22 protein-coding genes and 1 tRNA gene are annotated in these 21,586 nt (G+C 65.4%); 14 read left to right on the top strand and 9 right to left on the bottom strand.

Annotated features, from left to right (window positions below; translation table 11 throughout):
• The first annotated feature begins 106 nt into the window (after nucleotides 1-106).
• The 7 genes from K410_RS0102520 (at nucleotide 107) to K410_RS0102490 (ending at nucleotide 7,905) form a co-directional block, all read left to right on the top strand.
• Nucleotides 107-1,477, top strand: a complete 1,371-nt coding sequence (locus tag K410_RS0102520; protein ID WP_028133378.1) for a hydrolase — start codon at nucleotides 107-109, stop codon at nucleotides 1,475-1,477.
• 34 nt (nucleotides 1,478-1,511) lie between these two features.
• Nucleotides 1,512-2,882: a cytochrome P450 gene (locus K410_RS0102515; protein ID WP_028133377.1), complete on the top strand. Its 1,371-nt coding sequence runs from the start codon at nucleotides 1,512-1,514 to the stop codon at nucleotides 2,880-2,882.
• A 51-nt stretch (nucleotides 2,883-2,933) separates the two neighbouring features.
• On the top strand, nucleotides 2,934-4,343 hold the full coding sequence (locus K410_RS0102510) for an adenylate/guanylate cyclase domain-containing protein (protein ID WP_028133376.1): 1,410 nt from the start codon (nucleotides 2,934-2,936) through the stop codon (nucleotides 4,341-4,343).
• A gap of 220 nt (nucleotides 4,344-4,563) precedes the next feature.
• Nucleotides 4,564-5,094, top strand: a complete 531-nt coding sequence (locus K410_RS36415) for a tellurite resistance TerB family protein (protein WP_049819904.1) — start codon at nucleotides 4,564-4,566, stop codon at nucleotides 5,092-5,094.
• Nucleotides 5,095-5,279: 185 nt separating this feature from the next.
• Entirely contained in the window at nucleotides 5,280-6,059 is a 780-nt protein-coding gene (locus K410_RS0102500; RefSeq protein ID WP_028133375.1) for an SDR family NAD(P)-dependent oxidoreductase, read from the top strand.
• Between the two features lie 124 nt (nucleotides 6,060-6,183).
• Nucleotides 6,184-6,978 (top strand): glutamine amidotransferase, encoded by a 795-nt coding sequence (locus tag K410_RS0102495; protein ID WP_028133374.1) that lies wholly within the window; start codon nucleotides 6,184-6,186, stop codon nucleotides 6,976-6,978.
• A 114-nt stretch (nucleotides 6,979-7,092) separates the two neighbouring features.
• Entirely contained in the window at nucleotides 7,093-7,905 is an 813-nt protein-coding gene (locus K410_RS0102490) for an enoyl-CoA hydratase (RefSeq protein ID WP_028133373.1), read from the top strand.
• Between the two features lie 111 nt (nucleotides 7,906-8,016).
• On the opposite strand, the gene K410_RS0102485 is transcribed toward K410_RS0102490, so the two are convergent.
• A tRNA-Ala gene (locus tag K410_RS0102485) sits at nucleotides 8,017-8,092 on the bottom strand.
• 201 nt (nucleotides 8,093-8,293) lie between these two features.
• Here K410_RS0102485 and K410_RS0102480 point away from each other — a divergent pair.
• Genes K410_RS0102480 through folD form a run of 3 tightly spaced genes read left to right on the top strand, consistent with a single transcriptional unit; the run spans nucleotide 8,294 to nucleotide 9,854 of the window.
• Nucleotides 8,294-8,584, top strand: a complete 291-nt coding sequence (locus tag K410_RS0102480; protein ID WP_028133372.1) for a YggT family protein — start codon at nucleotides 8,294-8,296, stop codon at nucleotides 8,582-8,584.
• A 15-nt stretch (nucleotides 8,585-8,599) separates the two neighbouring features.
• Nucleotides 8,600-8,959: a DUF167 domain-containing protein gene (locus K410_RS0102475; RefSeq protein ID WP_028133371.1), complete on the top strand. Its 360-nt coding sequence runs from the start codon at nucleotides 8,600-8,602 to the stop codon at nucleotides 8,957-8,959.
• 10 nt (nucleotides 8,960-8,969) lie between these two features.
• Complete coding sequence (gene folD, locus K410_RS0102470) at nucleotides 8,970-9,854, top strand: bifunctional methylenetetrahydrofolate dehydrogenase/methenyltetrahydrofolate cyclohydrolase FolD (RefSeq protein ID WP_028133370.1); 885 nt, start codon at nucleotides 8,970-8,972, stop codon at nucleotides 9,852-9,854.
• Nucleotides 9,855-10,032: 178 nt separating this feature from the next.
• On the opposite strand, the gene ppa is transcribed toward folD, so the two are convergent.
• Nucleotides 10,033-10,569 carry an inorganic diphosphatase gene (ppa, locus tag K410_RS0102465; protein ID WP_028133369.1) on the bottom strand — a complete coding sequence of 179 codons (537 nt, stop codon included), beginning with the start codon at nucleotides 10,567-10,569 and terminating at the stop codon, nucleotides 10,033-10,035.
• Nucleotides 10,570-10,763: 194 nt separating this feature from the next.
• Nucleotides 10,764-11,273: a GNAT family N-acetyltransferase gene (locus K410_RS0102460; RefSeq protein WP_024338772.1), complete on the bottom strand. Its 510-nt coding sequence runs from the start codon at nucleotides 11,271-11,273 to the stop codon at nucleotides 10,764-10,766.
• Between the two features lie 266 nt (nucleotides 11,274-11,539).
• On the opposite strand from K410_RS0102460, the gene K410_RS0102455 reads away from it, so the two are divergent.
• The 4 genes from K410_RS0102455 to K410_RS0102440 are packed head-to-tail and all read left to right on the top strand — an operon-like array spanning nucleotide 11,540 to nucleotide 14,641.
• A complete protein-coding gene (locus tag K410_RS0102455) occupies nucleotides 11,540-12,439 on the top strand; it encodes a dienelactone hydrolase family protein (protein WP_028133368.1) in 900 nt (299 codons plus the stop codon).
• The gene (locus K410_RS0102450; protein WP_028133367.1) at nucleotides 12,436-12,906 is read left to right on the top strand and encodes a DUF2269 family protein; all 471 of its coding nucleotides are present in this window, start codon (nucleotides 12,436-12,438) and stop codon (nucleotides 12,904-12,906) included. The genes K410_RS0102455 and K410_RS0102450 overlap by 4 nt, the downstream gene beginning before the upstream one ends.
• 8 nt (nucleotides 12,907-12,914) lie before the next feature.
• The gene (locus K410_RS0102445; protein WP_028133366.1) at nucleotides 12,915-14,234 is read left to right on the top strand and encodes an SDR family oxidoreductase; all 1,320 of its coding nucleotides are present in this window, start codon (nucleotides 12,915-12,917) and stop codon (nucleotides 14,232-14,234) included.
• Complete coding sequence (locus K410_RS0102440; RefSeq protein WP_028133365.1) at nucleotides 14,234-14,641, top strand: thiol-disulfide oxidoreductase DCC family protein; 408 nt, start codon at nucleotides 14,234-14,236, stop codon at nucleotides 14,639-14,641. Before K410_RS0102445 ends, K410_RS0102440 begins: the two co-directional genes overlap by 1 nt.
• A 101-nt stretch (nucleotides 14,642-14,742) precedes the next feature.
• On the opposite strand, the gene K410_RS0102435 is transcribed toward K410_RS0102440, so the two are convergent.
• The 6 genes from K410_RS0102435 to K410_RS0102410 form a co-directional block, all read right to left on the bottom strand.
• Nucleotides 14,743-15,987, bottom strand: a complete 1,245-nt coding sequence (locus K410_RS0102435) for a flavin monoamine oxidase family protein (RefSeq protein WP_028133364.1) — start codon at nucleotides 15,985-15,987, stop codon at nucleotides 14,743-14,745.
• A 205-nt stretch (nucleotides 15,988-16,192) separates the two neighbouring features.
• On the bottom strand, nucleotides 16,193-18,019 hold the full coding sequence (typA, locus tag K410_RS0102430) for a translational GTPase TypA (RefSeq protein ID WP_028133363.1): 1,827 nt from the start codon (nucleotides 18,017-18,019) through the stop codon (nucleotides 16,193-16,195).
• Between the two features lie 238 nt (nucleotides 18,020-18,257).
• Nucleotides 18,258-18,548, bottom strand: coding sequence for a hypothetical protein (locus K410_RS0102425; protein ID WP_028133362.1), 291 nt, complete (start codon nucleotides 18,546-18,548; stop codon nucleotides 18,258-18,260).
• Nucleotides 18,545-19,975, bottom strand: a complete 1,431-nt coding sequence (locus tag K410_RS0102420) for a radical SAM protein (RefSeq protein ID WP_028133361.1) — start codon at nucleotides 19,973-19,975, stop codon at nucleotides 18,545-18,547. The genes K410_RS0102425 and K410_RS0102420 overlap by 4 nt, the downstream gene beginning before the upstream one ends.
• On the bottom strand, nucleotides 19,972-20,688 hold the full coding sequence (locus K410_RS0102415) for a prolipoprotein diacylglyceryl transferase (protein WP_028133360.1): 717 nt from the start codon (nucleotides 20,686-20,688) through the stop codon (nucleotides 19,972-19,974). Before K410_RS0102415 ends, K410_RS0102420 begins: the two co-directional genes overlap by 4 nt.
• A gap of 72 nt (nucleotides 20,689-20,760) precedes the next feature.
• Nucleotides 20,761-21,525 carry a Crp/Fnr family transcriptional regulator gene (locus K410_RS0102410; RefSeq protein ID WP_028133359.1) on the bottom strand — a complete coding sequence of 255 codons (765 nt, stop codon included), beginning with the start codon at nucleotides 21,523-21,525 and terminating at the stop codon, nucleotides 20,761-20,763.
• Between the last annotated feature and the right edge of the window lie 61 nt (nucleotides 21,526-21,586).

The raw sequence follows: 21,586 nt of genomic DNA, 5'->3' as shown, positions 1-21,586 counted from the left end.
CTTAGGCAATTCCGGCAAATTCTTTGATGCCTGCGAAAGTCCTTCGCTGTCCAGTGGTTAGGCCGCTATAAGCGGTGCAAAGAGACGGTTTGCCGGGGAGGAACAGATGAAGCTGTCGCGACGGATGATCCTGCTGGGGGCCGGCAGCTTGCCCTTCGCAAGTGCGAGCTTGCGGACGGGCGCAATCGCCCAGACCATAGCTGCCACGCCGGGCAATGAGGTGCCGCCGATCCTGTTCGTGCACGGCAATGGCGACTATGACGCGCTCTGGATGACGACCTTGTGGCGGATGGAATCCAACGGCGTCGCGCGCGAGCGCATGGCGGCGATCAATTTCACCGATCCCAATGCGCGCACCGACGACAAGGTCGAGCAGGCGAACCGCTCCTCGACCGAGGACCAGCGCCGCGAGCTCACGGCTGCCATCGCCGAGCTCAAGCGCCGGACCGGCGCGGCGCGTGTCGCGCTGGTCGGCAGCTCGCGCGGCGGCTATGCCATTCGCAACGTGATCAAGAATGGCGGCGCCGGCGACGTCAGCCACGCCGTTTTGTGCGGCACGCCCAACCACGGCGTGTTTGCAACAGACGACCAGCCTAACAGCGAGTTCAACGGCCGCGGTGCGTTCCTGCGCGCGCTCAACGAGGGCGAGAGCGAGGTGGCGCCGGGCGTCGCCTTCCTGACGCTGCGCAGCGACGGCATGGACAAATACGCCCAGGCCGACGGCCGCTTCATCGGCAAGCCCGGCACGCCGACCGGCGTCACCAACGAAGGGCCGGAGCTGAAGGGCGCCACCAACCTCGTGCTCGGTGCGCTCGACCATCGCGAGGTGGCCTTTCACCCCAGGGCATTTCGCGAGATCTACAAGTTCATCGCCGGCCGGGAACCCGCGCGCATCGCAATCGTGCCGGAGCCGGTCGTCAGGCTGAGCGGCCTCGTCACCGGCACGCCCGGCGGCGTGCCGACCAATCGGCCGGTGGCGGGCGCAACCGTCGATATCTTCCGCGTCGATCCTGACACCGGTGAGCGCAAGGGCGGCGCCGTGCACAGCGCGACCACGGGCGCCGACGGCCGCTGGGGGCCGGCGCAGGTCGAGCCCTCCTGGTCGCTCGAATTCGTTCTGACGTCGCCGGGCGCGCCGATCACGCACATCTATCGCTCGCCCTTCCCGCGCTCGTCGGACGTCGTCCATTTGCGCGCCGCACGGCCGCTCGGGCCGTCCGACAAGGACGCCGGCGCGGTCGTCATCATGTCGCGGCCGCGCGGCTATTTCGGCCGGCCGCGGGACGTGGTGCTGCTGGATGGCAAGGAGCCAGCCGATGTCAAGCCGGGCGTGCCGACCGATTCGGCGGCAACATTGCGGCTTGCAGCCGGCGAGGTTGGACGTAACATCGTGGCTCAATTCGGCGAAGAACGGATTGTGGCGCGCGCCTGGGCCGCCCAGGAGAACAGGATTGCGATTGCCGAGCTGACTTACTAGCTGTTTGCCTGCGTACACCCTGCGGGAGAGAGCCATGAATATCGCCAGCGTGCGTCGGCCCATCATCCCTCCGGCTCCTCCGCGTGCGCCCGACGACATGTCGTTCTTCGGCCGTCTCGCCGTGATCCGGCGCAACATGATCGCGACCTGGGGCCAGCGTGCCTATGAGGAAGACGTCATCAAGGGCCGCTTCTTCTTCCGCAACAGCTTCATCCTGAACCAGCCGGACGCGATCCGGCACGTCCTGCTGACCAACTACGAAAACTACACGCGCACGCCGGCGGGCATCCGCATGTTGCGCCCGGTGCTGGGTGACGGGCTCCTGATCGCGGAGGGTCATTCCTGGACGTTCCAGCGCCGCACCCTCGCGCCGGCCTTCACGCCGCGCGCCACCGCGAACCTCGTTCCGCACATGACGGCGGTGCTCGACGAGACCATCGCCAAGCTGGACGCGCGCGTGGGGGAAGATATCGACCTGCGCGAGATCTTGCAGCGCATGACGCTGGAGATCGCCGGGCGCACGATGTTCTCGTTCGGCATGGAGCGGCATGGCGCGACCTTGCGCAACTTCATCGTGGAATATGCCGCGCGGCTGGGGCGGCCGTACTTCCTCGACATGCTGCTGCCGGTGTCCTGGCCGAGCCCGATGGATTTCGCCCGCGCCCGTTTCCGCAAGCGCTGGACCGAGTTCGTCGCCATGCTGATTGCCGAGCGGCGCACGATGGGCAAGAAGGACGGCGCGCCGCCGCGCGACCTGTTCGATCTCATGGACGCTGCGCGCGATCCTGAGACCGGCAGGGGTTTTTCCGACGAGCAACTCGTCGACGAGGTCGCGACCATGATCCTCGCCGGTCACGAGACCACGGCCACGGCGCTGTTCTGGGCGCTCTATCTGCTCGCGCTCGATTCCGACACGCAAGAGGAGGTCGCCTCCGAGACGCGCGGCGAGCATCTCGACAGCATGGCCGACATCGACCGGCAGAAGCTCACCCGCGCGGTGATCGACGAGACCATGCGGCTCTATCCGCCGGCGTTCCTGGTCGCACGTGCCGCGCGCGACAAGGACAATGCGGCCGGAATCGAGATCGGCAAGGGCGACATCATCATGATCGCGCCCTGGCTGCTGCACCGGCACGAGAAGCTGTGGGACCAGCCGAACGCGTTCATTCCAAAACGCTTCATGTCGAACGAGGCGCCCGACCGCTTCGCCTACCTGCCGTTCGGCGCGGGTCCGCGCGTCTGCATCGGCGCGCCGTTCGCGCAAGCCGAATCCGTGCTGGCGCTGGCCCGGCTGATCGGCGCCTTCCGTGTCGAGCTCGCCGATACCGCAAATCCGGTGGTCCCGCTCGGCGTCGTCACGACCCAGCCGGACCACTCACCCATGTTCCGCATCACGCGCCGGTGACAGGCCGCGTGCCTGGCCGGCGGCGCGATCCGCCCGAGACAGAGTCCTGCCATGAGCGACATCCAGGCCCAGTTTTCCGTTCTGAAGCAGACCGCCGACGCCAGGGTGGTCGATGCGATCGTGCGCCTGATCGAGGATGGCGAGGATCACGAGCTCAACCGCGTCAACGTCCTCGATTTCTCCGCGCAGCACGGCCTCGACGAGGAGCGCGCGATCTCCGCCTTCCTGCATTCGGCGCGGCTCGGGCTGTTCGATCTCGGCTGGAACGTGCTGTGCCCGGGATGCGGCGGCGTGCTCGGCGCGCATTCGACGCTGAAGGCGCTCAAGCCCGACGACTATCATTGCGCACTCTGCGCCTGCGGCTACAAGGCTTCCGTCGACGATCAGGTCGAGGTCTCCTTCACCGTCAACCCGCGCGTCCGGCGCATCGCGGCGCACGACCCTGATACGCTTCCCGTGTGGGATTATTTCAAGCATGTGTTCTGGAGCTCCGGCGTCGACTTCAACAAGGAATCGTTCGCGACGCTAGCCAACGAGGTGACGCTCGACACGATGGAGCTGCCGGCAGGCGAGAAGGCGACCATGTCGCTTCAGCTGCCGAGCGACTTCGTCATCATCTTCGAGCCGGTGACGCACGCCGCCCATTTCATCGACGTTCAGGGCGAGCCGACCAAGGACCGGCAGCAACTCGCCATCATGTACAACAAGGTGCAGGCCCCGACCGGGACCACGACCATGCGGCCCGGCCCGTTGCGGCTGTCGCTGGAGAACCAGGCCGGGGTGCGCGTGCTGCCGTCGGTGTTCATCGCGGCCGAAGCGCTCCACCATCTCATCGGCAAGCGCAAGCCGTTCCTCACCGCCAAGCGGATGCTGTCGAACCAGACCTTCCGGGACGTGTTCAAGGCGGACAATCTCAGTCTCGATCAGCGGCTCCAGATCACCTCGCTCACCTTCCTGTTCACCGATCTGAAGGGTTCGACCGCGCTCTATGAACGGGTCGGCGATCTCGCCGCCTTCGACCTCGTGCGCGCGCATTTCCATGCGCTGCTCGGGATCATCTCCTCCGAAAAGGGCGCGGTGGTGAAGACCATCGGCGATGCCGTGATGGCGACCTTCGTCCGTCCCGAGCACGCCATCGTCGCGGGCTTGCGGATGCGCGCGGCCATGGACGAGCTCAACAAGCAGCGCGGCACCGACGATCTCATCGTCAAGATCGGCATCCATGAAGGCCCTTGCCTCGCGGTGATGCTCAACGAGCGGCAGGATTATTTCGGCCAGACCGTCAACATCGCCGCCCGCGTGCAGAGCCTGTCGACAGCGCAGGAAATCCACATCACCGGCCCGGTGCTCGACGCGCCCGCGGTTGCGGAAGTGCTGGAGCAGCGCGCGATCAAGCCGATCCAGAAGCAGGCGGCGCTGCGCGGCATCGCCGACAAGATAGTGGTGTACGAGATTCCGTGAGTTCGGATCGTCATTCCGGGGCGATGCGTTAGCATCGAACCCGGAATCTCGAGTTTCCGGGTTCGCGCTTTGCGCGCCCCGGAATGACGGTGAAGAGATTGCCGAAACGTAATGCAGTGCGGGGAACTGACGCACGTTGCGCCGGTTGAGTTTCCTGCTCATATAATACCAGTAACAGCCCGCGCTCCTCGCGGCTGGATCGATTTCGGTAAGGACCATTATGCTCGACGGCCTGCGCCAATTCATCGCCGACATTGTCGCCCCTCATGACCAGAGCCGCACCTTCGCTGACAGCGACTATCGGTTGGCGGCGACCGCGCTGCTGGTCCACGTGGTCTCGCTGGACGGCCAGCCGACGGCCGCCGAGCGGCGCAAGCTGCACAGCTTGATCGAAAGCCATTTTGGGCTCGATCACGGCGCAGCGGACCGTCTGATCGCAGACGCCACCGAAGTCGAAGGCGAGGCGGTGGACCTCTATCACTTCACCAGCATCATCATGCGCTCGCTCGACGAGGAGGGGCGCAAGCGCATCGTTCGGATGATGTGGGAGCTGGTCTTTGCCGACGGCCAGGTCAGCGAGTTCGAGGACAATGTCGTCTGGCGCGCCTCCGATCTGCTCGGGATTTCCCAGCGGGACCGGATCGAGCTGAAGCATATTGTGGCCGAGCGTGTCGGTGGCCAGGGGAAGGATGCGCCGTCGGCGGCTGACCCTATCCCGCCTGGTGGATTGCTTCCCACGCGAGCCACATGACGAAACTTTAATGTAGGACGGGCGTCCCTAGCCTGGCCGATTCGCCTGCAAGGACCTGCCCTTCCTGCTCCCCTGTCGCCCGCTCAAGCCGCTATTCCGCCGGCGCCGCTTGCCTGTCGCGCACGGCTTGTGCTCTCGTTCAGCCATTGCGGGGCCAAAAAACTTCAATTGAAGAGACTTCGATCGTGACTGAGCGGGTAACGTTGATCACCGGGGCCTCGGCGGGCATAGGCACGGAGCTGGCGCGCGTATTCGCCGCCAACGGACATCGCCTGGCATTGACGGCGCGGCGCGCGGATCGGTTGGAGGAGCTCGCGCGCGAGCTCGCCGCCAAGGGCGGCAAGAAGCCGATCGTGATCGCCTGCGATCTCGAGAACCCCGCCGCAGGCGAGACCATCGCGGCAGCGCTCGCCGCCGAAGGCCTCGAGCTCGACCACCTCGTCAACAATGCCGGCTTCGGCGTGTTCGGCGATGCCATCGAGCGCGACCGCGACGAGCAGATCGGGATCGTCGATGTCAACGTGCGGGCCCTGACGGATCTGTCGCTGCGCTTTGCCGATCAGCTGATCAGGAACAAGGGCGGTCTTCTCAACGTGGGCTCGGTCGCGGGCTTCCTGCCCGGCCCCGGCATGGCCGTCTACTATGCCTCCAAGGCCTACGTGATTTCGTTCACCGAAGCGCTCCGGGCCGAGCTCGCGCCGCGCGGCGTTCGCGTCACCGTGCTTTGCCCGGGCCCCGTGCCTACCGAATTCCAGGCGCGCGCCGGCGTCGGGTCCCAACACGATACCGCCCTTCTCAATGTTTCAGCCGCCGATGTCGCGCAGGAGGCGTACCGTGGCCTGATGGCCAACAAACGGGCAGTGCTGCCCGGTCTCGGCATCAAGATTGTGCCGTTGGCGCTGCGCTTCTTCCCGCGCGGCTTCATCCTGGCCGCGACGAGCCGGTTCCAGAGGCGCAGGCATTAGAGAATCCTGGTGCTCCCGTAATGGCCCGGAGCTTGCTTCACCTTCGATGTGTGCGCGAACTCACACGATGTTAACCGTCGCTTAGCTATGCTGGCGGTCTGAACCGATAGCACTCGCAGAGGCCATGTCGTTCCGGACGGACAGGTTTGGTGGCGCAGAACTGGTGCCCTTCCGAAAGAAGGCGCCGAGCATTGCCGCCTCCGAGAGCCGGTTGCCGGTCTTGATCGTCCTGCATCAGGAATGCTCGACCCCTGGCCGGGTCGGCAATGCGCTCCGCGCGCTTGGCCACGCCCTGGACATTCGCCGTCCCCGTTTCGGCGATCCGCTGCCGGAGACGCTCGACGAGTACGCCGGTGCCGTCTTCTTCGGCGGCCCGATGAGCGCCAACGATCCCGACGATTACATCCGGCGCGAGATCGACTGGCTCGAGATTCCACTGCGCGAGCAGCGGCCGTTCCTCGGCATCTGCCTTGGCGCCCAGATGCTCGCGATGCAGCTCGGGGCCCGCGTCGCGCCGCATGCCGATGCGCTGACCCAGATCGGTTACTACCCGATCCGCCCGACCGCCGCGGGCCGCGCGCTCTGCCCGGCCTGGCCGGCTCAGGTCTATCACTGGCATCGCGAGGGATTCGAGCTGCCTGCCGGTGCCGAGCTGCTGGCGGAGGGCGACGATTTTCCGGTGCAGGCGTTCCGTGCCGGCAATGCCTTCGGCGTGCAGTTTCATCCTGACGTGACCTACGCGATGATGCATCGCTGGACCACACGTGGCTACGACGGCTTCAGCGCGCCCGGTGCGCGGCAGCGGCACCATCATTTCGCGGATCGTGCGGTCTACGATGCCGCAGAGCGCGCCTGGCTCGATCACTTTATCGACCGCTGGCTGGCGCGGCGGCCGGTGCTGGCCCAAGCCGCCGAGTAACCTGCGCCTCTTCGCGCAAGCTCTTGGCGCAAGTCCTCGCGCCGCCCCCTGATATGCTCGGCTCTCCGCCAACGAGCGCGCACCAATGCGTGCCGGCAAACAAGGGAGAGCGTCATGGCCTACGAGCACATTCTCTATGAGGTGAGCGACAAGATCGCGACCATCACGCTCAATCGCCCTGATCGCATGAATGCGTGGACGCCGACCATGGAGCGCGACGTGCGTCATGCGATGGAAGCGTCAAGCGCCGACGACAATGTCCGCGTCATCGTTCTCACCGGCGCGGGCCGCGCGTTCTGCGCCGGCGCCGACATGGATGCGTTGAAGGGGCTCGACCCTGACGACGTCAGGCGCGCCTCGAACCTGCCGCCCTTCGACATGAACCGCCGTCCGGACTGGCAGACGCGCTACGGCTATTATCCCTCGCTCAGGAAGCCGGTCATCGCCATGCTCAACGGCGCCACCGCGGGCATCGGCCTCGTCCACGCGCTCTACTGCGACCTACGCTTTGCCGCTGACAATACGGTGTTCACCACAGCCTTCGCACGGCGCGGGCTGATCGCCGAGCACGGCATCAGCTGGATGCTGCCGCGCATCGTCGGTCATGCCAATGCGATGGACCTCTTGCTTTCGGCGCGGCGCGTGTCGAGCGAGGAAGCCCTTCGGATCGGGCTGGTCAACCGGCTCTGCCCGCCTGAAAAGCTGCGCGAGGAGACCTACGCCTATGCCCGCGATCTCGCCGATTTCGTCTCGCCGAGTGCGATGGCCGTGATCAAGCGCCAGCTCTACGAGGTGCCGTTCCAGACCCTGGCCGAGGCGACGATCGAAGCCAATCGGGAGATGATGGTAGCGCTGGCCGGCAGCGATTTCCGGGAGGGGGTGGCGAGCTTCATGGAAAAGCGGCCGCCGAGGTTTACGGGGAGGTAGGGGGAGGTTTTGGTAGACAGTCCGTCTTCGCCCTGCGGGCTTCGCCGGACACCACGCTTCGCCCCTCGGCTCCGACGAGGCTGCGCCACGCGTAGCCCGAAGGGCGAAGCGTGGTGGAGCCAGGCGGGATCGAACCGCCGACCTCGTCATTGCGAACGACGCGCTCTCCCAGCTGAGCTATGGCCCCTTTGCTGGCCGCTCTGGTCAATGCGGCCGACAACCGGGCGCCATTTAAGTCCCCGCCAAGGTCAAGTCAAGGACGGGTGTCACCCGGTTTTCGCCATTCGGGCCGTGACTCCCTTGTTTGGGCGGGGGGGAACCGATATCTAGCAAAAGGCGTCAATCCGACCGCCGCCCGAATTATCAAAAGCCAGAGTCTTCAAACGCCATGCGTGCCGTTCTCGACATCGTCATCATCGTGCTCGACCTCTACGTCTGGCTGCTGATCGCCTCCGCGATCCTGTCCTGGCTGATCGCTTTCAACGTCGTGAACACGCGCAACCAGTTCGTGTCGGCGGTGGCGGAGTTCCTGTACCGGATCACCGAGCCGGTGCTGGCACCGATTCGCAATTTCCTGCCCAGCCTCGGCGGCCTCGACATCTCGCCGATCATCCTGATCCTGATCATCATGTTCATCGAGCGGGTGATCCTGTACTACATCTACCCCAACGTGGTCTGAGCGGGCTGGAGCGCCTTGGTTGCCCGAGAAGCCGGCAAGGAGCCTTGGCGCTACGCGGCCGCAGGAATCAGCATCGCATTGCGGGTGACGCCGCGCGGCGGCCGCGACGACATCGACGGGATCGAGCAGCTGGCCGATGGCCGCAGCGTGCTCAAGGTGCGGGTGCGCGCCATCGCCGATGGCGGCGAGGCCAACAAGGCCGTGCTGGTCCTGCTGGCGAAATCGCTCGGCGTTCCCAAGGCCAGCGTGAGACTGCTGTCCGGTGCCACCTCGCGGCTGAAGCAGATCGCGGTCGACGGCGATCCGGCACGGCTCGGCGAAGCCCTGCGCCAGCTCGTCCAACTCAAATCTGCGGCCCCCAAATCGAAGGACTGAGGGAACTGACATGACCGCCAAGATTATCGATGGAAAAATCATCGCCGCCGAGCTGCGCGCCCGCGTCGCCGACGAGGTCGCCCGGGTCAGGCGCGAGCACAATCTGGTGCCGGGTCTTGCGGTGGTTCTGGTCGGCAACGATCCCGCCAGCGAGGTCTATGTCCGCTCCAAGCACACCCAGACCCAAGCCGCCGGCATGGCCTCCTTCGAGCACAAGCTGCCGGCCGACGTCTCGCAGGCCGATCTCCTGGCGCTGGTCGCAAAGCTCAACCGCGATCCCGCCGTGCACGGCATCCTGGTGCAGCTGCCGCTGCCGAAGGGCCTGAACACGGAAGCCGTCATCAACGCCATCGATCCCGCCAAGGACGTCGACGGCCTGCATCCGAACAATGCCGGCCGGCTCGCCGGCGGCTTCCAGGCGCTGTCGCCGTGCACGCCGCTCGGCTGCATCATCCTGACCAAGAGCGTGCACGCTTCGCTCGAAGGCATGAACGCCATCGTCATCGGCCGCTCCAATCTGGTCGGCCGTCCGCTCGTGCAATTGCTGCTGAACGAGAACGCCACGGTGACGATCGCGCATTCGCGCTCGCGCGACCTGCCTGGGCTCGTGAAGCAGGCCGATCTCGTCTACGCCGCAGTCGGCAGGCCCGAGATGGTGCGCGGCGACTGGCTGAAGCCGGGCGCGACTGTGATCGATGTCGGCATCAATCGCATCCCAAAGGAGGACGGCAAGACGCGCCTCGTCGGCGACGTCGCCTATCAGGAAGCGCTTGAGGTGGCCGGCGCCATCACGCCGGTGCCGGGCGGCGTCGGTCAGATGACCGTGGCCTGCCTACTGGTGAATACGCTGCGCGCGGCCTGCGCAATCACAGGGTTGCCGAAGCCTGCGGTGTGAGTTTTCGTGCCCCGGACGCAGCGCTGCGCTTCCCTGGCGATGTGAAGCATCGTCCAGTAGCGGTGCGCTGCTGAGCCGGGGCCCAGTGGCGGCGTGGGTCCCGGCTCTGCGACGCGTCACGCCGGACGATGCTTCGCATCGCCGGGACGTGCCGCATCGCGTCCGGGACACGGATGCTTCAGCCCTTCTTCTTCTTCTCGCGGTCCATGCCCTCGAGGATCAGCTTGTGCGCCTCCTCAGGGCCGCCCCAGCGCAGGATCTTCACCCATTTGCCCTTCTCGAGATCCTTGTAGTGCTCGAAGAAGTGCTGGATCTGCTGCAGCGTGATGTCGGGCAGGTCGGAGTACGACTTCACCTTGTCGTAGCGCTGCGTGAGCTTCGACGACGGCACCGCCAGAATCTTCTCGTCGCCGCCGGCTTCATCCTCCATGAACAGCACGCCGACCGGGCGCACGCTCATGACGGCGCCGGGAATGATGGCGCGGGTGTTGACGATCAGGACGTCGCAGGGGTCGCCGTCATCCGACAGGGTGTGCGGGATGAAACCGTAATTACCGGGGTAACGCATCGGCGTGTAAAGGAAGCGGTCGACCACCAGCGTGCCGGCCTCCTTGTCCATCTCATATTTGATCGGTTCGCCGCCCACGGGGACTTCGATGAGGACGTTGACTTCGTGCGGTACGCTTTTCCCGATCGAGATCGCATCGATACGCATTCAAGGCTCCGTTGTTGCCGAGGTAAAATCGCGCCCGGCAGCCGATTTTGGCGCTGTCATACGCGGGCTTGGCCCGCTGATCCATCGCGTTTTTGTGAAATAATGAATCCAGAAATCACCGGCGCATAGGCAACGGTATCGACGGACGGGAAGCGCTGCTCGCGTCTGCTTTCAGCAGCTCAATTGGTCCAAATCTAGTTGGTCCAGGCGAAGGCAACCTTGTCGAGCGCCTTCGGCCCGAAACGCTCCGACGAGCGCGCCACCATACGGCCCCCGAGCGCCCGGTAGAACTCGGTCGCGGGGTCGTTGTCCGAGAGCGCCCACACCACCATGCTCTTCAGCCCGCTCTGCATCAGGTCGCGGCGAGCGGCGGCGAACAGGCGACGGCCGAAGCCGAGGCCCTGGAATTCCGGGCGCAGGTAAAGCTCGTAAATCTCGCCGTCGAAATGCAGGCTGCGGGCGCGGTTGCGACCGTAATTGGCGTAACCCGCGATCTTGTCGCCGAACACCAGCACGCTCACGCGGCTGCCCTTGCGGATCGCACTGTCCCACCATTGCGGGCCGCGGCGGTTGATCAGCTTTTCCAGCTCGGCGCCGGGAATGATGCCCTGATAGGCGGAGCGCCAGGCTTCGTCATGCGTGGACGCCACCGCAGTTGCATCTGCAGCTTTGGCCGGCCGGACCTCGATCAGGGTTGTGCTCATGGACACAATCAAACCAAGTCGCCGCCTCGGCGGCAAGTCCTATCGTTAATTATCGGTTAACGTGTGGACTTTGTGCATCAGTGTCTTAACCATGTTGTGCCGAAAAAAGACAGGATGCCGACTCAAATCGCCTCGGCACGCCGTGCGTCGGTGCAAAACTCGTTCTGCGGCAATGAATGAACGACAATGGCAGGGCAAAAAGTCCGCCCAGAGTGATTCGTTCCAACTAGTGTGGCGGTCGCTTCTCGTGTCGCCCTCGGCCATTCATGCGGCTCCTCAACATCATCGCGCTCCTGCCTCTGCTGGCCTCGCTGGCTGCGTCGCCTCTGTGCGCCCAGGTCACGTCTGGCCCGTCCGGCGAAGAGGGCGAGCCGCTTCGCCGACAGAAATGGCTTGTGCCGTCGCTGGATACCGGCATCGCCGCCCATGCCGTGCTGTTTCGCCCCGCCGGCGCAGGTCCGTTCCGGCTTGCGGTCATCGCGCACGCCTCGACGCAGAATGGCTTGCGCCGGGCGCAGATGCCGCAGCCGGAATACCGTCCGCTTGCCGCCTATCTCGTCGCGCGCGGCTATGCCGTGCTGGTGCCGGAGCGGCTCGGCCATGGCGCGACCGGCGGCCGCTATGTCGAGGATCAGGGCGGATGTGACGAGGCCGACTCTGCGCGTTCGGGCCGTGCAACGGCCGGGCAGATCCGGCTCGCGCTGGACCATTTGCGAAAGCAGGATTTCATTCGCAACGAGGCCGCGATCGTGATCGGCCATTCCGCCGGCGGTTGGGGTGCGCTGGCGCTCGCCGATGCCGACCCGAAGACGATCTCCGCCATCGCGGTGTTCGCGCCGGGGCGCGGCGGCCATGCCAATGATGAGCCGAACCGGATCTGCGCACCAGCCAAGCTGCTTGCCGCTGCCGCGGAGTTCGGCAGAGGCGCGCGTATCCCCGTCACATGGCTCGTTGCGGGCAATGACAGCTACTTCGCGCCGGCATTTTCGAAGAGCCTGGCCGACGCGTTTCGCGGCGGTGGCGGCAAGGTGGACTTCCGCATCCTGCCGGCCGTCGGCGGCGAGGGGCATTGGATGATCGAGAGCGAAGCCGGGGTCGAAGCCGCAAGCGGCGATCTCGCGCGTGCGCTGAACCCGGACAGGCCAAAGGCGACCAAGAAGCCATGACGCCGTATGTTCTGGTCAAGTTTCTGCATGTGCTCGGCGCCATCGTCATCCTCGGCACAGGCACCGGCATCGCATTCTTCATGCTGATGGCGCATCGCACCAACGATGTGGCGTTCATCGCGCGCACTGCCTCGGTGGTGGTGGTCGCGGATACGATCTTCACGCTGTCGGCCGTGCTGCTCCAGCCGGTCACGGGCGGTCTATTGATGATGCTCTCGGCGATACCGATCACCGAGCACTGGCTGCTCGCCTCGCTGGCGCTCTACGCCGTCGCCGGCCTGTTCTGGATCCCCGTCGTATTCATGCAGATCGAGATGCGAGATCTTGCGCGCCAGGCTGCTGTCGATCAGCGCAGTGCGCTGCCGCCGCGCTATTTCGTGCTGTTCCGCCGGTGGTTCGCATTCGGCTTTCCCGGTTTCGGCGCGACGATGCTGATCCTCTGGCTGATGATCGCAAAACCGTTTTGAGGGACGTGATGGGTGAGCGAACCATTCTGGTGCTCGGCGCCTCCGGCCTGATCGGCCGCTTCGTCACCGACGACCTCCGCGCGCGGGGATTCCGCGTCGTCGGCATGGCGCGCAGCCTGTCGCCGTCACAAAGAATGAGCGCGTTGGACATCGAGCTGCCGATCCTTTCGCTGGATGCAGCTGCGCTGGCGCGGCTCCTGCGCGAGCACGCCGTCGACGTTGTCGTAAATTGCCTCGGCGTGCTTCAGGACGGGCCAGGCAGCGATACGGGCGCCGTGCATCGCGATTTCGTCGCGCGGCTCCTTGCCGCGATCGGTAACAGCGGCCGCGCGATCCGGCTGGTGCACATCTCAATTCCTGGAACCGCGGAGGCCGACCGCACCGCGTTTGCGACGACCAAGCGCGAGGCCGAGCGCCTGATCGCGGCGTCCGGCATTCCCCATGCCGTCCTGCGCCCCGGTTTCGTCGTTGCACCGTCAGCCTACGGCGGCAGCGCCTTGCTCCGCGCGCTCGCGGCCTTCCCGTTCGATCTTCCGGGCAAGGAGATGGCAACACCGTTCCAGCCCGTCGCGGTGGAGGAAATCTCGGCCACCATCGCCTGGCTCGCCGCGCGGGACATCGACGATGCGTCCGTGAACGCGGTGAGCTGGGATCTGATGCAGGCAGAGCCGGTCACGATGGCCGGCGTCATCGAGCAATTTCGCCGCGCGTTCGGCACGTCCGGCTGGCCGCGCATCGCGATGCCGACGATCCTGCTCGATCTCGGCGCCAGGACCGGTGATCTCGCCAGCTATCTCGGCTGGATGCCGCCGATGCGCTCCACCGCCATCGCCGAACTGCGCCGGGGCGTGCGCGGTGATCCCTCGGCCTGGATCGCCGCCACCGGCATCAGGCCGAAGGCGCTTGCCGAGACGATCGGCCGTCATCCCGCCACCATCCAGGACAAATGGTTCGCGCGCCTGTTCCTGATCAAGGCGCTGATCTTCGCGAGCCTGGTCGCGTTCTGGCTCGTCTCCGGCTTCATCGCGCTGTTCGTGTCCTATCGTGCCGCCGCCGGCATCCTGACCGCGCACGATTTTCCGCCGGCGCTGGTCGAACCCATCACTGTCGGAACCAGCCTGATGGACATGAGCATCGGCGTGCTGATCGCCTTCCGCCGCACCGCGGCGATCGGTCTCGTTGCGGGCATCGTCGCTTCGCTCGGTTATATGGCCGGCGCGGCGATCCTGACGCCGGACCTCTGGATCGAGCCGCTCGGCGCGCTGGTCAAGACCGGTCCAGCGATCGTGCTGATGCTGGTCGGCCTCCTGATGCTGGATAATCGCTGATGCCTAGATGGCCCGACGACGACGTCATTCTGTTCGACGGCATCTGCATCTTCTGCTCGCGCTGGGTCCGCTTCGTGGCCAAGCGCGACACCCGGAAGCGGTTTCGTTTCACGCCGATCCAGTCGGACTATGGCGCACGTTTGGCGCGCACATTCGGCATCGACCCCGCTGATCCCGACACCAACGCCGTGGTTCATGATGGCGAGGTCTTCACGAAGTCCGACGCCGCACTGACCGTGCTGTCGCAGCTTCCCGGTTGGGGCTGGGTGCGCGCGTTGTTCGCCGTGCCGAAGCCTATGCGAGATTTTGTCTACAGCCTTGTCGCCCGCAACCGTTATCGAATCTTCGGCAAGTCTGACGTCTGCTTTGTACCGGATTCTGATCTGCGAACTCGGGTGATCGAGTAGCCACGTCATTGCGAGGAGCTCTTGCGACGAAGCAATCCAGACTGTCACCGCGGACAGATTCTGGAATGCTTCGCTGCGCTCGCAATGACGGAGTGTTGTGGCTACGGCTGGCCCAGAGCCGCTAACACTTCCTTCGCCGCCCGCTCACCGCTGTCCCGCGCGCCATGCGCCGTCGTGAAAAACTCCGGCGACGTCGCCTCGCCGGCAAAGAACAGCCGCCCGTTCACCGGCGCGGCCAGCACGGCACGATCGCCGGCGTGGCCGGGCAGGGCGTGCGAATACGATCCCCGCGCGAACGGATCGCGCGCCCAGCATGACGCGTAGAGCGGCTTCAGCTTGCGCCGGATATCGTTGCCGAGGAAGCCCGCGATCTCGTTGATGGCTTGTGCGGCGATGGCACCTTCGCCGGAATCCTCCAGCTCGCGCGCGAAGCTGCCGCCGAAAAAGCCTTCGATGCAGGGTTGGCCGAACGGGCGGATGTGGTAGGTGCCCATCTCGGTGCGCATGGTGGCGCCGCGCAGATTGGCTTCCTTCGGAAAGGCTTCGGCGTCTTCGAGCGCCAGCGTCACCTTGTCGTCGACGCCGAGCGGCAGGCCGGCTGCGGCGTCGACCTTGGACGGCAGCGGCGGCGAAAAGCGCAACGTCTCATCGGCGATCAGGTTGGTCGGCACGGTGACGATCGCCGTGTCCGCGGTCAGCGTGCCCTGCGATGTCTCGATGCGGATGCGCTTGCCGGAATGATCGATCAGCGTGACGTTGCAATTCAGGGCCACCGGGCAGGGCGCGCCGTAGGCCGAGACAAGCGCGCCATAGCCGCGGCGGACGCGCCAGTTCAGGTCGGTGTCCTCATAGGCGTCCCAGTCGAGCGTGGACATGTCCTTCAGCTCGCAGCCGTTGATGTAGGTCGAGATCGCGTCGATCATGGGATTCCAGCGATTGCCCACTTCGAGGCTCAGGCTCGCGGGCTCGTCCTGGCCCTTTTGCGCGGCCTGCCAGAGGCGCTCGTAGAACGCTTCCATCGCGCGCATGAAATCGTCGCGCTCGGCCGGCGGAAACGCGTTGCCATAGGCGCGCTCGCGCCAGGGCGGCAGGTCCTTGTTGAGCTCGAAGCCAAGCTGCCGTGCGACCGCGACGAAGGAGTTCCTGTCGGCGGAGTGCAGCCAGCCGCAGCCGACGTCGAAGGTGACCTCGGGCGAGGCCTGCACCGTCCAGGCCCGGCCGCCGAGCCTGTCACGCGCCTCCAGCACGATCGCCGAGAGGCCGGAGCCCGCCAGCGCATGCGCCGCGCCGAGGCCGGCGGCACCGGCGCCGATGATCGCGACGTCGACGGAGGAGGGGAGGGACATGAGTGGGATCTAGCACGTCTGTTGGACGCGCTGAAGCGGGGCAAACATGCAGCTCTCGTGTCCCGGACGCGCTGCAGCGCGCTTGCGCTGCTGCGCAGAGCCGGGACCCAAGGTGATGGCCGGTGGTGAGAATGTCTGGGCCCCGGCTCTGCAGCGCACCGCGAAGTGCGCGCTGCGCCGCGTCCGGGGCACGAGAGCGGCAGCCTTACGCCACCGCTTCCTTGGCCTTTTCCGCGCGCTTGCGCTCGTTCGGGTCGAGGTGCTTCTTGCGCAGGCGGATCGACTTCGGGGTGACCTCGACGAGCTCGTCGTCCTCGATATAGGCGAGGGCCTTCTCCAGCGTCATGCGGATCGGCGGGGTCAGGCGCACGGCTTCGTCCTTCGAGGTCGTGCGGATGTTGGTGAGCTGCTTGCCCTTGAGCACGTTGATCTCGAGATCGTTGTCGCGGGTGTGCTCGCCGACGATCATGCCCTTGTAGACCTTCCAGCCCGGCTCGATCATCATCGGGCCGCGATCCTCCAGCTTGAACATGGCGTAAGCCACCGCTTCGCCCTGGTCGTTGGAGATCAGCACGCCGTTGCGGCGGCCCTGGATCTCGCCCTTGTACGGCGCGTAGCCGTGGAACAGGCGGTTCATGATCGCGGTGCCGCGGGTATCGGTGAGCAATTCGCCCTGGTAGCCGATCAGGCCGCGGGTCGGCGCGTAGAACACCAGGCGCTGACGGTTGCCGCCCGACGGCTTCATCTCGATCAGCTCGGACTTGCGCTCGCTCATCTTCTGCACGACGACGCCGGAATGCTCCTCGTCGACGTCGATCACGACCTCCTCGATCGGCTCCAACGTGGCGCCGGTGGCCTCGTCCTTCTGGAACACGACGCGCGGCCGCGACACCGAGAGCTCGAAGCCCTCGCGGCGCATGGTCTCGATCAGGATCGCGAGCTGCAATTCGCCGCGGCCCGAGACTTCCATCGCGTCCTTGTCGGCGGCTTCGACCACGCGCAGCGCGACATTGCCTTCGGCCTCGCGCAGCAGGCGGTCGCGGATCATGCGGCTCGTCACCTTGTCGCCTTCGGTGCCGGCGAGCGGGGAGTTGTTGACGATGAAGGACATCGACACGGTCGGCGGATCGATCGGCTGCGCCGGCAGCGGCACCTCGACGGTCGGATCGCAGAAGGTGTCGGCGACGGTGCCCTTGGTCAGGCCGGCAATGGCGACGATGTCGCCGGCTTCGGCTTCATCGAGCGGCGTACGCTCGAGGCCGCGGAAGGCCAGGATCTTGGTGATGCGCCCGGACTCGACCAGCTTGCCGTCGGCGTTCAGCACCTTGACCTGCTGGTTCGGCTTGAGCACGCCGGAGGAGATGCGGCCGGTGATGATGCGGCCGAGATAGGGATTGGCTTCCAGGATGGTGCCGATCATCCTGAACGGACCTTCCTCGACCTTGGGCGGCGCGACGTGGCGCAGGATCAGGTCGAACAGCGGCTCCATGCCCTTGTCCTTCGGACCCTCCGGGCTTTCGGCCATCCAGCCCTGCTTGGCCGACCCGTAGAGGATCGGGAAGTCGAGCTGCTCCTCGCTGGCATCGAGCGCCGCGAACAGGTCGAACACCTCGTTGATGACTTCCGTCGGGCGCGCGTCGGGGCGGTCGACCTTGTTGATGACGACGATCGGCTTCAGGCCGACCTTGAGCGCCTTGGAGACCACGAACTTGGTCTGCGGCAGCGGGCCTTCGGCGGCGTCGACCAGCACCAGGGCGCCGTCCACCATGTTGAGGATGCGCTCGACCTCGCCGCCGAAATCGGCGTGGCCGGGGGTATCGACGATGTTGATGCGGGTGTCCTTCCACTGCACCGAGGCGGCCTTGGCCAGGATGGTGATGCCGCGCTCGCGCTCCAGGTCGTTGGAATCCATGGCGCGATCCGTCACCTTCTGGTTCTCGCGGAACGTGCCGGACTGCTGGAGGAGTTTGTCGACCAGGGTCGTCTTGCCGTGGTCGACGTGGGCGATGATGGCAACGTTACGAAGATTCATGAGTGAGCTTCTTTGCGGTCGAACAATGGGTTAAGCGCGATCTCGCCGGTCAGACCGGGACCTCTTCTCGAAACAACGCTGGAAGACTGGAAACGGGGCGCTTTCCGCCCAAAAAGGAAGCCCGGCCATCTCGACCGGGCGCCCTGCGCGTTGCGGCGCAATATATGCAAAAACCGCCAAAAAACAATGCGTTCTTTGGGCCTTGGTTGACTGAATTTTGCCCGGGAATCTCCGGGGCTTAGCGGTCGTTGCGGGCCGGCGGGGTCTTTCGCCCCATGATGGCCGCCCAGATCAGGACGACGCCTCCGATGCCGATGACCAGCCCCAAGAACACCAGCGACGCCATGTCGGAGGGGATCCGGCCACCGTCGACCACCGCCATTCCGCCGAACAGGAGCGCACACAGCCCCGGCAACAGCATGAAGATCCCGGCGATCGCCATCAACGCGGTCAGGCAACCGCCGCGCTTCTCCTTCGGGGCAGGAGGCGGCCCCGAAGGAGCCGGCGGCGGTGGGTCGCTGATGCTCATGCCTGCATGACTCCTTCGCTTGCCTGCGCGGCCAGCGCCGCGCGGATGCCGTCGATCTTGCCGTTGCGGTAGAACAGATTGTAGGTGTCGAACGGAATGATCGCGCCCTGCTCCGTCACGAAATGGATGCAGCTGCGCTTGACGTTGCCGACGCAGAAATTGAAGCGATCGAGAAACTGCACGATGGTGACGCGGAAGACGTTCTCATAGGAGAGTCCCTCCGGCACCTGAAAGCTCGGCAGGCAGCACAGCAATTCGCAGACCCGTTCGGACGTGTTGAGCGGACCCGACGACAGCGAGAACAGATCGACGAATTTCTCCCGCAGCATCGGATATTTTTCCGGGCTGATGGTGTTGGGCATCACTGCGACCAGCTGCTCATGCGGGATCAGCGAGGTCAGCGGCAGCACCTTCTCGCCGTTGCGCAGGCCGTAGCCGATCGAGATGCTTTCGGGATTGCAGGGCAGCGGAATCATGTCCTTGTCGCCGAATACGCCGGTCTCGATCACGCGCTTGCGGATCTCCGACAGCATGATGCGGTCGGTCTTGCCATCGAAATTGTCGTTGCGACCGGCGTCCTGCACCGGCTGCAGCGTGACGCCGCGCACGCATTTCCAGGTGAGGGCGTGGCGGACGATGTCGCCGACCTCGGCATCGTTGACGCCGCGCTTGATGGTCGCGACCAGCGTGGTCGACACGCCGTAATGTTCGAGATTTTCCAGCGCCTGCTGACGAATCCTGCGCAAATCCGCGCCGCGCAGATCGACCAACGCGTCGCGCTGCAGCGAATCGAACTGGAGATAGACCTCCAGCCCGCGCTTGTTCTCGGCCAGCCGCGCCACGAAATCCTTGTCGCGCGCGATGCGCAGGCCGTTGGTGTTGATCATGACGTGGCGGATCGGACGGGCGCGCACCGCGTCCAGGATCTCGAAGAAATGAGGATGCAGCGTCGGCTCGCCGCCGGAGATCTGCACGAGATCGGGCTCACCCTCGCTTGCGACCAGCGCGTCCAGCATCTTCTCGACGGTTGCGAGCGGGGTGAATTTGGTTCGTGCCGGCGAGGATTCCGCGAAGCAGACCGGGCAGGTCAGGTTGCAGTGCTCGGTGATCTCGATCAGCGCCAGGCAGGAATGCTGCTCGTGGTCGGTACAGAGCCCGCAATCGTAGGGACAGCCGAATTCGGTGCGCTGCTGGAATTGCAGCGGCCGGTCGCCGGGCTTGATGAAATCCTTGCACAAGCGCCAATAGGCGGCATCGGTCGACACCAGCGTGGACTGGACGCCGTGCTCCCTGCAGCGCTTTTCGTACCAGACCTCGTTGTCCAGAATCTGGATCTTGGCCGGCACCAGCTTCAGGCAGGTTTCGCAGAGAGATTGGGTCTGGCCCCAGAAAACATAGGGACGCGACTTACGCAACGGCGCGTTCATGCAAGTAACTCACTTTGCAAGCGTCTCGCTTTGGACGCCGTCGCCAGCATGACGCCGGCGTAGAGCAGGATGGACAGCGACAGCAGGTGAAACAGGGTGAAGGGGCCGATCAGCGTGCCGTAGGGCTTGAGGAATTCCCACAGGAAGCGCTGCGCTCCATAATAGGCGAGCGCCAGGCAGAAACCATTGGTGATCGTGAACGCGTTCCGGTTCAAGGCCGCCAGCACATAGACGAGTGCGAACACGGCCATGGCTGCGCTCTCGTAGAGCTGGACGGGATGGCGCAGAACGCCGTCGCCGAAATCATGGCCGAAAGGCAGCGTGGTCGGCGTGCCATAGGTGAAGTCGTCGAGGCCTGCGAAATAGCAGCCGAGCCGGCCGATCGCGATGCCGACGGCCAGCGGCAGCGCGAACCGCGCGCCGGTGCGCACGTTGATGCCGGCGGTCCATTTGTAGAGCTCGATCGCCACGATGCCGCCGGCCAGCGCGCCCTCGACCGAACGCGCAATGCCGCTCTGACCCGACAGCCACAGATTGGCGGAGCCGAACAGATAGGCGCCGAGGCCTGCGCCAAACACCAGCGCGGCGATGTAGGGCAGCGCCAAGGATTGCGCCGGAAACCGCAAACCCCGTCGCGTCAGCCCGTAGGCGGCCGCGGCCGCCCCCAGCCACGCCAAGACGTCGAAGATGGTGTGAAGCAAAGCCCCGCTCATGCCGGGGATACTAGCCAGGTTCCGGCCGCGCGGGATAGTGCGCCCGCGCGTCTTGCGCCGGGGAAGAACTCGCTATCCCGCCTCCCGCTCCTCGGTCGGGTAGACGCCGCGCAGCACCTCTTCGAAGTGCATCTTCACCGCGTCGTTGCAGAGGCAGGCGCGAAGCTTCAGGCCGTCACGGCTGCGAACCAGGATCGATCCGCGCCGCGTGTCGAGAATCCGTTCTGCCTTGAACGATTGAAGCACGCGGCTGGCATAGGAGCGGCCAACGCCGAGCAGCGTCGCGAGCTGCTCGTGGGTCAGCGGCACGCTGCTCTCGTCGCCGGTCCGCTCCATCGCCGCCAGAATCCATTTGGCGGTCCGCTGCTCGATCGAATGGATCGCGTTGCAGGCGGTCGACTGGAAGATCTGCGCCAGCATGCAATCGGCATAGCGGGCAAAGATGTTGCGCAGCGAGGCCGAGCGCAGCTTGGCCGCTTCCAGCTTGGCGACATGAACGCGCGCGAACGGTCCGCCGAATTTCACGCAGATCCGGGTATAGGCCGGCAGGTAGCCCTCGCTGACGATACCGCCCACCGCGCCTTCGCGGCCGACCAGGATGGTTTCGACGTCGCGGCCGTCCTCGTTCGGAACGAGAAAGGTCGCGAGCGACGGTCCGCAGGGGAAGTGGACGACCTGGACGTCATCGCCGGGATTGTAGAGCAGCTCGCCTGCCGCGCAGTCCTCGACGGAGACGTGAGGTGCGAGCAGAGCGTAGTCGGCTTGGCTCAAACGCCGCAGCAGATTGTTGGCCGGCCGGCTTTCGACCTCGATTGTCTTGTTGATGCGCGCGTCCATCGTGAACCCCCTTCTCCTCCCGATCTTAGCGAGTTCCGTCGCGTTCCTGCGTGCACAAGTG

Source organism: Bradyrhizobium sp. 22, assembly GCF_000482425.1.
In the GTDB taxonomy this organism is placed as follows: domain Bacteria; phylum Pseudomonadota; class Alphaproteobacteria; order Rhizobiales; family Xanthobacteraceae; genus Bradyrhizobium; species Bradyrhizobium japonicum_B.
The sequence above is the reverse complement of the archived record's forward strand: the minus strand, read 5'-3'. Positions and strand labels throughout refer to the sequence as shown.